The organism is Cocleimonas sp. KMM 6892, from assembly GCF_035798195.1.
Classification (GTDB): Bacteria; Pseudomonadota; Gammaproteobacteria; order Thiotrichales; family Thiotrichaceae; genus Cocleimonas; species Cocleimonas flava.
This window is the reverse complement of sequence record NZ_JAPFBV010000010.1, coordinates 47256-60539: the sequence shown is the minus strand read 5'-3', so window position 1 is coordinate 60539 and position 13284 is coordinate 47256. Positions and strand designations below refer to the sequence as shown.

Genomic DNA, 13284 nt, shown 5'->3' with positions numbered 1-13284 from the left:
TTTAAGGGGTTAAATCACACCCCCCCACCTTTTAGATACTTTTTCAAAGAGTTTGATGCATCAATCGATAAAGAAAATGTGTTTTTTATAACTAAAACGTAAAGATATTAATATGCCAGCAGCTCAAAGTGAAAATGAAGCTAAAATCAAAACACCACTAGGTCCAGACGTGTTGTTGCTACGTGATATGTCTATGACTGAAGAGTTAGGGCGTTTGTTTAACATCAATCTTAATTTATTGAGTGAGCAAGATGATATAAATTTTGAAGCCATATTAGGTAAAAATGTAACAGTAGAGCTTAAGTTAGCCTCTGGTGATAAACGTTTTTTTAATGGTTATGTTACACGTTTTACTCAAACAGGTTATGAAGGAGTTTATGCTGCTTATCAGGCCACGGTTAAGCCTTGGTTTTGGTTTTTAACACGTACTGCTGATTGTAGAATTTTTCAGGAGATATCTGTCCCAGATATCGTTATGGGTATATTCCGTGATTTAGGTTATACAGACTTCGAGGATAAGTTAACCAGAAACTATAGGACATGGGAGTATTGTGTTCAATATCGCGAAACAGATTTTAATTTTGTAAGCCGGTTACTAGAACAAGAAGGTATCTACTACTATTTTACGCACGATGATGGTGTACATAAACTTGTGCTTTCAGATGGAGAAGCAGCTCATAGTAATTTACCCAGTGAGTCGACTATAGATTTTTACCCACCTGATAGTACTGTCGTAAGAAATAAAGATCATATTTTCAATTGGAACATTACTAAACAGGTACAGCCCGGAAAATATGAACTTAATGAGTTTGATTTTATAAAACCTAAAGCTAATTTAGAAACGAAATCAGAGATAGTAAGAGGACACGCTGTCGCAGATTATGAAATTTATGATTACCCTGGTGAATATAATAAAACGGATGATGGTGATGACTACGTACAAGCAAGAATAGAAGAATTGCACTGTCAATATGAACAAGCTCAAGGTAAAAGTGGCGTTCGTGAATTAACAACAGGATACAAATTTAAACTTAATGGTTATACCAGAGAGGATCAAAACCGAGAATATTTGATCACAAGTGCCACACATTTTATAAATTCACATGTATATGGTTCGGGGGGAGTAGGACGTGGTGATCCTTATAGTAATAGTTTTTCAGTAATTGAAAGTACCACTCCATTTAGAACCTCCAGAACAACTCCAAAACCCATCGTTCAAGGAACACAAACTGCAATTGTAGTCGGTCCCAGTGGAGAAGAGATTTACACGGATGAATATGGGCGAGTAAAAATTCAGTTTCATTGGGATAGGTATGGAAATAATGATGAGAACTCTTCTTGTTGGGTACGTGTAGCTCAGATTTGGGCAGGTAAAAGGTGGGGAGGGATACATATCCCGCGTATCGATCAGGAAGTTATTGTTGATTTTATGGAAGGAGACCCTGATCGACCAATTATAACTGGAAGAGTTTATAACGCTGAACAAATGCCACCTTATGATTTACCTGCAAATAAAACCCAAAGTGGTGTCAAAAGCCGAAGTTCGAAAGGTGGGTCTGCAGCTAACTTTAATGAAATTCGCATGGAAGATAAGAAAGGTAGCGAACAGATTTATATTCATGCTGAAAAAAACCAAGATAATATTGTTGAAAATAATGAGACGACAGATGTTGGTCACAACCGAACTGAAAAAGTTGGGAATGATGAAGATATAACAATTGGTAACAACCGAACTGAAACAGTTAAAGTGAATGAAGATATAACTATAGGAAATAATCGGACTGAGAAAGTTGCATCGAATGAAGATATCTCTATAGGTATTAATCGAACTGAAAATGTAGGAGCGAATGAAAGTATATCTATAGGCGCAAATCGTACAGAAAATGTTGGCGCTAATGAAACAATTACAATTGGTGCAAACCAAACACAAACAATAGGCGCAAATCAAACTCAAATAATATCAGGCACTCAAACAGAAATAATTGCTGGAACAATGTCGCAGATAGTTACAGGAAGCATGACTGTTGTTACGCCTGCTACTTATACTTTAATTGCAACTGGTGGATATACCTTAATAGCTCCTTCATCGGATAGCATATTTAAGGCCTTTGATTCTGCAGTTACTGGCGCCAAATTTGAAGTTGTTGGATCAGCAAATGGAGTAACAGGAAGTAAAATAGAGGCGACAGGTATGGCAGTAGCTTATACCGGAGCAAAAATTGAGAATGAGACAACAAAATTCAAGAATTCTGTTGTTGAGTTAAGTAACGGTGCTACAAAAATTGTTAATAAAGTAATAACTATTTTTAGTTAACCTTGTTGAAGACTATTTAATGAAAACTCTAATAATCGTACTTGTCTTAAGCGCCATCTTTATTGCAGGCGTCTTCTATAAGGTGTTTGGGCCATTTGTTAAACGTACCTCCAATGAGAAGGTCATATTGGATGAAGGTGTTATATATAAGGCTAAGGTTATAACTTTGGTTGACACTGGTGGCAGACAGGAGCGCCACCCAGAAGTAACTTTAAATTTAGAAATGCTACCTCAGTCAGGTATCCCATTCGAAGTTGAAATTACTACTTATGTTTCTGTCTATCAATTAAGTAAATTAGTACCTGGTTCGATTATTACCTTAAAGTATGATCCTAGATACCCAGATTCAGCTGTAATAATGAAGTAAATCAGGTTTTATTCATGAATGTTCTAATGATGGTCCATTGTAAATGAAGGTTATCAAACCTCTAAAACTTGGCGTTTTAACTCGTTGCTTTGAGTTTAATGGGAAATTTCATATGGGGGTGTCCATTCTTGCATTTATGCCATTAGCAGAAAAAAAACCATCTTTACTTTCTGAAACCAGCATGTGGAAGTTTACTTCTGAGCAACTGGGACAAGAAAGTGTACTTGAAGCAGGTATTCCAAAAGCTAGACCTGAGTTTTTAGTAACTGGTAAGGCGTTTACGCCAAACAAAGATCCTAAGCAGGGTTTACCAGTGAAAGTAAAATTAGGAAAACAAGAAAAAGAACTTTTAGTTTTTGGTGATCGTTTTTGGGATGGTGATTCGCCATCTGGAATTAAGCCTTTTACAGAAATGCAAATTGATTGGCAGCATGCATTTGGGGGAGATGAGTTTGGACAAAATCCGCTAGGTAAAGGTTACTCGCAAATTGAAGAAAATGGAGTGAAGGTAAAATGGATTCCAAATATTCAAAGTCGCCAGCAACAGATAACTTCATTTGATTCGAAGCCGGAGCCTGTAAGCTTTGGCCCTATAGATGTTCTGTGGCCACAACGGATGTCATTGCAAGGGACATATGATGAAGAGTGGACGAAAAAATACTATCCCGGCTTTCCTCCAGATATTGATTGGGGCTACTTTAACCTTGCTTCTCAAGATCAACAATTTACTGAAAAGTTAAATGGTGATGAACAATACTCGATAGAAAACATGAACGTTCAACAACCTTTGATTGAAGGTTTTTTACCTAACATTAAAGCTTGTTGTTTCGTTACTCAGAAAATTGAAAAGGATGAAGTATTTGAAGAGATTAAAACTAATCTACGTACAGTATGGTTTTTTCCTAATGATAATCGTGCAGTATTAGTATTTCAAGGCTCCATCGAGGTTATGGAAGAGGATGCTGCTGATATCCTTCATTTGATTGCTAGTGCAGAAAACCGTGGGGAACCAAGAAGTTTAGATCACTACCAAAAAGTTCTAAAGAAACGTTTAGATAAAAAGAAAGGTGGCCTCTACGCGCTACAGGATAGTGATTTATTGCCCGAAAATCTGAACACTCAAGACCCTGACGTTGAATTAGCGGAAAAACAATTAGAGCCAAGTGGTCACAGAGAGAATAATTTAAGAAGGAAAACTGAAGTTGAACATAAAGCTATTAGAAAAAAACTATTAGAGAGTAATTTAGATGTAGAGAAATATGGGCCTAAACCTTTTCCTAAAAAAGAGAAGAGGCCAACATTAGAGGAATTACCTAAGTTTCTTGAGGAAAAACAAAAAGCCGCTGATGAACAAAAGAAGAAACTTGATAAATTAAAACCCAAACAAGAAAAAGAATTAAAAGCTTTGTGTGAAGAACAAGGATTAGATTACAAAGAAGTACAAGAAAAAATAAAAAAATCGGGTTGGGAGCCCCCTAAACTAGTAGCCGAAGTACAATTAGAACAATATCAACAAAAAAAACAAGAGTTGGAATTAGAAGACGTTTCAAGCGAAGAGATCAAACAAAAAATTGGTGAAAGAAAGCCTTATGAAGATTATGTTCAAAAGGAAAGAGAAGTTGTAGATTTATATAGATTGAGTGCTCATTTAAGAGATAAGCCCCCTAGGCTCACTGATGAGCAATCTAAACAAATGCGACAACAATTAGCTGAACAGATAAAAGAAGGTAGAGGAGTACGAGAGCAAAATTATTTAGGGCTAGATCTGTCAGGAAGAAATCTAAATGGGCTTGATCTACAAGGAATCTATTTAGCAGGTGCTAATTTAGATGGAGCTGATCTCAGGGGAGCTAACTTGAGTGATGCAGTATTGGCCCACGCATCTATGAAAGGTGTTTATTTAGAAGGTGCTAATTTAAATAGAGCAAATCTAGGTAAAACTGAATTACAGCAAGCAAAGTTTCAGTCATGTTTATTAACTAATGAATTGATTTTGGCGGGTGCTAACCTGGAAGGGGCAGATTTAAGTAATACTAGACTAGAGGGTGTTGATTGTTTTGAAAGCATCTTTCTTCGTGCGAATTTAAATTCTGTAGTTGCGAATAGTATGACCTTTTTAGAAGCAGACCTTAGAGGGTGTTCTTTTGAAAGGGCAAAACTGAATGGCTGCAACTTTATAAAGGTAGATGTCAGTAATGCTAGTTTTTCTAATTCAGAGCTTTCTTCAGCAACTTTTCTAAAAAGTAAGGGAGTGGGTACAAACTTTTGGAAAGCCCAGATGAATAATCTTAGGTTTATAGATAAATGTGATTTTAGCTCCTCTAATTTTAGTTTTGGGGTTATGAATGAAGTGAATTTTAGAGGAAGCATTTTGAAGTGGTGCAATTTTCAGTCAGTAAATATGACTGGAGCTGACTTCAGCGAATGCAAATTAGAAGGTTCGTTGCTTGACCGATCTATTGCAATAGGAAGTATGTTTACCAAAACTGACTTAACCGATGCATCGATGATTGTAATGAATTTAATGTCTGCTGTTTTGACTTGGTCGAATCTTAGTGGGGCAGATTTATCTCAAGCTAATCTGTATCAAGCAGATTTAGCGCGAGTATATCTAGATTCTGAAACCATACTCAATGGCGCAAATTTAGGAAAAGCTCGCATAATCCCTAAGCATTTGAAATTGAAAAATCATAACTTTTTTGAGATATAAAATGACCTCTGAAGAATTGTTAAAGTTAGTAAAAGAAGGAGAAACTATCCATGAGTGTGACCTTTCTAATAGTGATTATTCTGGAATAGACCTTGCGGGAGGTCTTTTTATTAATGTCAATTTTAATAATTGCAACTTTTCAGGTGCTGATCTAAGAGAGACTGTTTTTAATAACTGTTCTTTGAATGGAGTATGTTTTAATAATGTAAATCTTCATTTATCTTGTTTAAATAATTGTTCAATCAGTAATGGAGACCTTTCAAATCTTCAGAGTATTTCTGTACAGTTTATTGAGTGCGACCTATCTGGTTGTGATTTTTCTGATTCAGATTTGACAATGGCCGCTATTGCAAACAGTAAATTGAATAATGCACGATTTATTGGAGCAAATATGGATCGTACATCTATTTTAGAAACTGAGACCGAAGGTTTAAATTTATCTAACACTTATTTTAAGCAGACAATTTTTCTAAAGGCTGATTTAAGAACTTCCAATTTGGAAAACTCCGAATTTGAACTTGTTATTTTTATTGAGGCAAATCTCTCAGGATTATCACTTAAGAATCAGAGTTTTGTTTTATGTCAATTCATGGATGCAGATTTAAGTGGAAGTGATTTATCAGATGCTGATTTAACAAAATGTAATTTTAAAGGATCAGTTCTAACACGAACTAATTTTGATAGGAGTATTGCAAATAACGCTCTTTTTGTAGAGGCGGAGCTTGCTAACTCTAGTATGAAAAACATGCAGCTTTATCAGTCTGTGTTTTTAAAGGCACAGGTAACAAATGTCGATTTTACAGGCTCAAAAATGCAACAGTGCAATTTTAAATCAGCAAATTGTACAGCAGCAATGTTTATGAATACGGATTTAACATATACCGATTTTTCACATGCCGTTTTACAAGAAGCAGATTTTTCCCGCGCTTCATTATTTCGCGTTAATTTTCATCAAGTGCTTGATAAAAATGCGCGTTATACAGACCGTGAATCCGCACTTTCACATGACGAGCCTTTAATCGAGGCTGAAAACTGGATGAACATTCATTGAAGTTAAATTTTCACAGGACGATTAGATTATGAAAATACAAGAACTACCTTTAAAACCTGAAAAAGAAAGTCAGATTTATCGTGTATTCGCAGAAATAGATTTTTGTGAGGATGATGGGACATATCAAGTTCTTTCGGAAGATGGGGTTATAAACAAAGTACAAAAAGCTATTGGCTGCGTAATCGAACCACTCAAAGGTGATAAAGTACTTATTGAAGCTGAAATTGGTGGAAAAGCTTATATCACAAATGTGTTAGAACGCTCTGTGAGTGAAATATCGACAATTAAAGTTCAGGGTGGATTAAAACTGAGAGTAGAAGGAGGAGGACTGCAAGTTCAATCTGAAAATGGTATTGATTTTACTACCTTAAAAACTATGAGCATAACGTCTGAACAGATGGATATCAGGGCAGAGGAGAGTAATATTTATTTCTCAAAATTATCATATATGGGTAAGAGCCTCATTAGTAAACTTGAAACTATGAGTATCTTTGGTGGGCTCATGAACTTCATAATGGATACTGTTGTACAAAAGTCAAAAACATCACACCGTGTTATTGAAGATTCTGAATATGTGAAAAGTCGACACATTAATTATCAAGCTCAGCATATTATGCAAATGCATGGTAAAAATACGTTATTAACTGCCGAAGAATTAGTTAAATTAGACGGCGATCAAATCCACTTAGGATAAGGAGAAGAAATATGTTTGCGAATAGTCAAATGATGGGACTTGATATTGCGTTTCCCGATGTGTGTTTAACACCTCCCGTACCGATTCCTGTTCCTTACCCTAATATCGCAGCAGGACCGATGGGGGTTCCTGCCGCATATAAAACGTTATTCATGTGCACGCCTGCTCATAATTTGAGTACTATAATTCCAATGACAAACGGGGATAATGCAGGCTTGGCTACAGGTGTGGCGTCGGCAACAGTCATGGGGCCATCTAGGCATATTACGGCAGCCTTTACAGTACTTGTAGGGGGCATACCGGCAACAAGAGTGACGAGCATGACGTTGCAAAACTCTACTAACATTGTGGGAGCAAGGATGGTTCCCAGTCAGCTTAAGGTTCTTTTATTAGCTCCTTAACTAATTATCTATTAAATAACATTTTTCATGAGTTGTATTTTTATTATGCCTCTCAATTAATAAAATTTATCAATACTTTAAGTCACTATTGAGAAAACCAGTTTACTAGGTTTTCTGTATATGTAAAAAAGTAATCTTTGATTACTAATTAAAATAAAAATATCTATCAACGGAATCTTCATTCTTTTTACTAAGTTTTTTCAAATTGTGGAATTTGTCACATTTCTTAAGAATCTTCGCTTATATACTTAATCAGGCCTAGTCATGGATACTGAATCTAAAAGCAATTCATCAGTAATAAGAACTAGTTAAGGAAAGTGCTTATAAGTAGGGGGGTGACAAGTAATAACCCCAAGTCCCCCTCAAGATAAACCATCAAACACGGAAACTAATATCTAACAATGATAGAAATTCCAAATTATACCGTTGATAGCGAGCTGGGTAGAGGCGGTATGGCTACAGTGTACTTAGCGGTTCAAGATATGCTGAGTCGTAACGTAGCCTTAAAAGTCATGCTCCCTGACATGGCCAGAGATGAAAACTTTCGTAAGAGTTTTTTAAGCGAAGGCAAGATCATAGCTAGCCTTGAGCATCGAAATATTGTTCGGATTTACGATGTTGGCGTGATTGATGATTCTATTCTTTACATGGCAATGGAGCACTTGGCTAATGGCACGCTCAAGACTAAATTAGAGAAGGGCAAACTCAGTTACGCAGAATCACTTAGAATCCTGGAACAAACATCAAGTGGACTAGATTACGCACACGTCAAAGGTTATATCCATCGAGATATAAAACCAGGAAATATTCTATTTCGAGAAGATGATACAGCCGTTATCACTGACTTTGGTATTGCCAAACTACAGGATACATCGGGTGAATTGACTCGTATGGGTTACACCATGGGGACAGTTCAATATATGAGCCCCGAACAGGCAGTTACCACTGATTTAGACAGCCGATCTGATATTTACAGTTTAGGTCTCGTTTTTTACGAGATGCTAACTGGAAAGAAAGCGTTTAAAGCTGAGTCTACGATTCAAGCTATTCATCAGCATACAACAGTTGCTCCCCCTGAGTTGCCCGCAGAATATAGTTTTTTACAGCCGACTATCGATAAGGTTTTAGCGAAAGAACCTAACGACCGCTATCAGACAGTGGGGGAATTTGTAGAAGCTGTTAAAAACGCAGTAAACGTTGATCAAACCGTTATTCATAAAATACCACCGCAGATTGATGATGATAGAACCCAGATACTTCAAACGGGCCATTATCCTGTTTCAGCCAAAGAGCCAAAAAGCAAAAAAGGTTTGTATGGGGGAATAACGGGTGCGCTAGTTCTTGTCGCCGGTTTAGCATTTGGTTTTACTAATTACGAGAAAGTTTCCAGTTGGATGGGGGTCGAAGAAACTGATAAAAAACAGGTAAATCAGCTTGAGGTTGATCCTCAACTTGAGGCAAATAGACTGGCTGCTATTGACAAAAAAGCTCAAGAAGATAGCTCCGTTGCTGATGAAGCTTCAAAACAGGAAAAAGCAAAAGAAGAGAAAGCACAACTAGAACAAGCGAAACTTGAGCAAGAACGACTAGAGCTAGAGGAAAAAGAAAAGCTCAAACAAGAACGTCTGGCTAAACTTCAACAGTTACAAGAAAAAGACCGCGCAGCTGAAATTGAAAGACAGATTGAAGAGGACAGAATAGCGGCAGAAGCTAAAAAAGCCGAAGAAGCCAGAATAGCGGCAGAAAATAAAAAAGCCGAAGAAGCCAGAATAGCAGCGGAAACTAAAAAAGCCGAAGAAGCCAGAATAGCGGCAGAAACTAAAAAAGCCGAAGAAGCCAGAATAGCAGCGGAAACAAAAAAAGCGGAAGAGGCCAGAATAGCCGCGGAAAATAAAAAAGCTGAAGATGAAAGGATAGCAGCAGAAAATAAAAAAGCGGAAGAGAAAAGAATAGCCGCGGAAAATAAAAAAGCAGAAGAGGAAAGAATAGCGGCGGAAAATAAAAAAGCGGAAGAGGAAAGAATAGCAGCAGAAAATAAAAGAGCCGAAGAGGAAAGAATAGCGGCAGAAAACAAAAGAGCCGAAGATGCCAGAATAGCAGCAGAAAAAAAACGTCAAGAAGAAATAAGAAAAGAAAAGCGCAAAGCAGAACAAAATAAAACAAGACGAGTCAGGCTGATCGCGACCCTTAATAAGAGACCTTTAAAAACATCATTTATAATTAAGCAAAATGGTAAAGAGGTTAGACGGGTCAATGGAAAGTCAACTGCGAACGTTAATCTCAAACCTGGTCGTTATCAGATAGCGACGAGTTATGCGGGTAAATGGAAAAGCAGCAACATCAATATAAGCAATAAAAATATTACAAGAACCTTTGAATTTTTCAAAAAAGCGGCACCAGCCAAAACAGTCAATGGTCAAATTAGAGCTTATGCAACACTCAATGGTCGTCCTTTAAATACCTCTTTTGTTGTCACCAAAAATGGTAAACGTGTAAAAGCGGTAAGTGGGAGATCGTCAGCCAATTTTGTTCTCCCCCCCGGTAATTATGTGATTACCACTCAGTTTGGTGGTCGAGTAAGTCGCGCGAATGTGAATTTAGCGGCTTACGATATTGCTGAACAACGTTTTGCGTTTAGAGGGAGTGCACCAAGACCCGTTCAACAAAAAGCACCACAAGCACAAAAAGATTGGACGCATACCCATAATGCTCCTCAACGACAAGCACCTGTCAAACAAGCCCCTCAGCCTAAAAAAAGATCCTGGCTTGATGAAGACCCAAATGCTGATAGTTCTGAAACAGGTAGTTGAGTATGCATGTTGAAGGGTTGAACAATGAATATCTCGATTGAAATCATCTTCGCTATCGTGATTGTGGTTTTACTCATCATGAGTGCCAGAGAATATTGGCTTAAGAAAATTGTTACCCCTGCCATAAAAACGAGATTAAGAGTGTCTTTAATTTTTTGTGTGGTAATGATTTTTAATTTTTTGATATCTAAATAATAAGTTGGAGTAATCCATGCTGGATGTAGAAGCGATATTAGTTGATCACGAAGGAGATACCGCATGCGGTGAAAACCTTGAGTACGATCCGCTTTTTTTAGAAGTTAGAAGTGCACTTGAAGGCAAGCCAGAACAGCGTATAGGCGAAGATGTAATCGAAGGCGAAGAGCCAGACTGGAAACTGGTTAAGAAAAACTGCCTGGAACTGTGTAAACAAACGCACAGCCTGGAAGTTGTTATCAGTTTGACGCAAGCGCTAATAAATCTTGAAGGTTATGCTGGGTTTGCTGATGGATCAAAATTACTATCTGGAATGGTCGAAAAATACTGGGGATGCGTACACCCAGAAATAGATCCTGATGATAATGATCCTACCGAGCGATTAAATATGCTCGCGTTATTTGAAGATTTTAACTTTCTATTGTCACTTCAAAAAATTGAATTATTAAGTGCAAAAGGTGTTGGAAAAGTCAGCCTCTACGATCTGCGTAACCCTAAATCTTCAGGCGATGATGAGAATGTAACAGGCGTTGATGCCTTATTGGCTGATGCTATTTTTAAAAGTAGCGATTTAGAACGTAGAGAAGCCGTCCATTCTGATTTAGAAAAGAGTATAGAAAACTTTCAAAAAATCTCTTCATTATTAAAACAAGAAGAGCATGTTGGTGATGGTAGAGCCCCTAATTTTGCAGAACTTCTTAAAATTTTGAAAGAGTCAAAATCTGCAATTGCGAAACATCTTGATAATGTTAGCGATAGTACCGAAGAAGAAAATTTAGCTACAGAAACAGATCATGCTAACGCTAGCGAAAACATCACTGCAAGTGTAAAACCGGTCGGTATTAACACAAGATCAGATGTTATTTCAGCGATAGAAAAGATAGAAGATTATTATCATAAAAACGAACCAGGTAGCCCGATTCCACTTATTTTGCAAAGAGCTAAAAGCTTGGTAGATAAAGACTTCCTGGCACTAATGGAGGATTTGGCGCCCGACAGTTTGCATCAGGTTCAGATGATTGTAGGAAGAACAGAGGAATGATCGTGATAGAAGAACATCATCAACAAAAATCTGTTTATAACGTTTTACTAAGTAGTTTACGGTATTTTTATGCAGCTAATGCTTAAGGTAATACAAACGAAAAATCAAACTCCAACAGCCTCTATGCAATATGAGTTTAAAGAAAGTGGGGGAACTATTGGGCGCAAGATATCAAATTCATGGGTATTACCGGATGAGCATAGACACCTTTCCGGAAGTCATTCAAAAATAGAGTATGACAAAGGTAGTTTCTACATCATAGATACCAGCACGAACGGTGTATTTATTAATGGTAATAATTCTCCGTTGGGCAAGGGAAATCGTCAGAAAGTTGGTCACGGGGATCAGCTGGTAATGGGAACATACAGTATTGAAGTTTCAATTATTGATGATGAATCCGTGGATAAAGAGATTCCAGCATCAACATCATCAGCGGGGATACCTACTGATGACTTATTTGCTGATCTTTTAGATGATCCCATTGAAATACAAAGTAATGTGGAAGAAAAAATATCAGCGACTTCTGAGGCTGTCGATAAAGACAGTCAATACATGGAGAATAGTATTGGTTCAGATGATCCTTTTTTTCAATCTGGTGAATTTACCTTAGATGATGACCAGGACATACCGATAAGTACTAAAGGCAATACTAAGGACAATCATGATGATATCCCTGATCTGGATAGTTTCTTTAAGCCGCCTAATGTCACCAAACAGGATGAGGGTAAAGATAAAGATCATGATTTCTTTAATGACATTAAACAAGACATCGAAATAGAGTCAGAAGATATTGATGCTGAAAGCAACGATTCTTCAGCAGTTATACCAGATGATTGGATTGCTACTGATGATGATAAAAGCTCCATTGATGATTTGCTGACAGGAATAGTAGACCCATTTTCAACAAGTAAAGATATCGATGAAGAACTACCTAAAACTGAGATAGAAGATATCCCAGAAATATCTGAGAAAGAAGTAGCAGATATTGCTCTGAAAGCGGACGTTGGGGTGATCGAGGATGAGGTTGAAATAAAGGATAAAACAGATATACCTAATGCTACAACATTCAATAATGTTGAAGATAACAATACTGATTTTCTTAATTACTTCTTTGAAGGAATGGGAGTTGAACGTAAGCCTCAAAGTGGTGAGTTTACAAAAGAAGATGCGTACCTGGCAGGGAGTTTATTTCGAAAATCGATAGAAGGCACTATGGAAGTACTCCAATCGCGTGCTGAAATTAAAAATGAGATGCGAATGGATATGACAACTATTCGTCCCATAGAAAATAATCCGATCAAGTTTTCTATCACTGCTGAAGAAGCGATTACTAAATTATTGTTAGAAAAAAGTAAATCTCAAATGGATTCAGCGAAAGCGATAGACGAAGCCTATGATGATATTAAGTCACATCAAGTAGCCGTGATATCGGGTATTCAAGCGTCTTTAACTTCAGTATTGAAAAGGTTTGAACCGGAAAATCTCATCGAACGGCTGGAGCGCCAAAGCCCCATAAGTGCCAGTATTCCAATACACAGAAAAGCAAAATTATGGGAGGCATTTGAGTTCCTTTATCAAACGATAGAGGGTGAAGCTGAAGATGACTTCAATCGTTTATTCGGTCAGGAATTTGCAAAAGCTTATGATGATCAAGTTGAAAAATTAAAAAATGCCAGAGGTGATAAATAATGTCTAACGAG

9 protein-coding genes are annotated in these 13284 nt (G+C 37.2%); all 9 read left to right on the top strand.

Annotated elements, in window-relative coordinates; genetic code table 11:
• Positions 1-112 precede the first annotated feature (112 nt).
• The 9 genes from OO007_RS19590 to tagH all read left to right on the top strand — a co-directional run bounded on the left by OO007_RS19590 (position 113) and on the right by tagH (position 13273).
• Positions 113-2314 (top strand): type VI secretion system Vgr family protein, encoded by a 2202-nt coding sequence (locus OO007_RS19590; RefSeq protein ID WP_325810089.1) that lies wholly within the window; start codon positions 113-115, stop codon positions 2312-2314.
• Positions 2315-2333: 19 nt separating this feature from the next.
• Complete coding sequence (locus OO007_RS19585) at positions 2334-2681, top strand: hypothetical protein (RefSeq protein ID WP_325810088.1); 348 nt, start codon at positions 2334-2336, stop codon at positions 2679-2681.
• A 43-nt stretch (positions 2682-2724) separates the two neighbouring features.
• Positions 2725-5391 (top strand): DUF2169 family type VI secretion system accessory protein, encoded by a 2667-nt coding sequence (locus OO007_RS19580; protein WP_325810087.1) that lies wholly within the window; start codon positions 2725-2727, stop codon positions 5389-5391.
• 1 nt (position 5392) lies between these two features.
• The gene (locus OO007_RS19575; RefSeq protein ID WP_325810086.1) at positions 5393-6442 is read left to right on the top strand and encodes a pentapeptide repeat-containing protein; all 1050 of its coding nucleotides are present in this window, start codon (positions 5393-5395) and stop codon (positions 6440-6442) included.
• A 28-nt stretch (positions 6443-6470) separates the two neighbouring features.
• Entirely contained in the window at positions 6471-7136 is a 666-nt protein-coding gene (locus OO007_RS19570) for a DUF3540 domain-containing protein (protein WP_325810085.1), read from the top strand.
• An 11-nt stretch (positions 7137-7147) separates the two neighbouring features.
• On the top strand, positions 7148-7537 hold the full coding sequence (locus OO007_RS19565) for a DUF4150 domain-containing protein (RefSeq protein ID WP_325810084.1): 390 nt from the start codon (positions 7148-7150) through the stop codon (positions 7535-7537).
• 401 nt (positions 7538-7938) lie between these two features.
• Entirely contained in the window at positions 7939-10347 is a 2409-nt protein-coding gene (locus tag OO007_RS19560) for a serine/threonine-protein kinase (protein WP_325810083.1), read from the top strand.
• 211 nt (positions 10348-10558) lie between these two features.
• Positions 10559-11584: a type VI secretion system protein TssA gene (tssA, locus tag OO007_RS19555; RefSeq protein WP_325810082.1), complete on the top strand. Its 1026-nt coding sequence runs from the start codon at positions 10559-10561 to the stop codon at positions 11582-11584.
• Positions 11585-11707: 123 nt separating this feature from the next.
• Entirely contained in the window at positions 11708-13273 is a 1566-nt protein-coding gene (gene tagH / locus OO007_RS19550) for a type VI secretion system-associated FHA domain protein TagH (protein ID WP_325810081.1), read from the top strand.
• Positions 13274-13284 lie beyond the last annotated feature (11 nt).

Coding starts and splice junctions, on each gene's coding strand:
- OO007_RS19560 (WP_325810083.1), top strand. CDS start 7,939: ATGATAGAAATTCCAAATTATACCGTTGATAGCGAGCTGGGTAGAGGC.
- OO007_RS19580 (WP_325810087.1), top strand. CDS start 2,725: ATGAAGGTTATCAAACCTCTAAAACTTGGCGTTTTAACTCGTTGCTTT.
- tssA (WP_325810082.1), top strand. CDS start 10,559: ATGCTGGATGTAGAAGCGATATTAGTTGATCACGAAGGAGATACCGCA.
- OO007_RS19570 (WP_325810085.1), top strand. CDS start 6,471: ATGAAAATACAAGAACTACCTTTAAAACCTGAAAAAGAAAGTCAGATT.
- OO007_RS19575 (WP_325810086.1), top strand. CDS start 5,393: ATGACCTCTGAAGAATTGTTAAAGTTAGTAAAAGAAGGAGAAACTATC.
- OO007_RS19590 (WP_325810089.1), top strand. CDS start 113: ATGCCAGCAGCTCAAAGTGAAAATGAAGCTAAAATCAAAACACCACTA.
- OO007_RS19585 (WP_325810088.1), top strand. CDS start 2,334: ATGAAAACTCTAATAATCGTACTTGTCTTAAGCGCCATCTTTATTGCA.
- tagH (WP_325810081.1), top strand. CDS start 11,708: ATGCAATATGAGTTTAAAGAAAGTGGGGGAACTATTGGGCGCAAGATA.
- OO007_RS19565 (WP_325810084.1), top strand. CDS start 7,148: ATGTTTGCGAATAGTCAAATGATGGGACTTGATATTGCGTTTCCCGAT.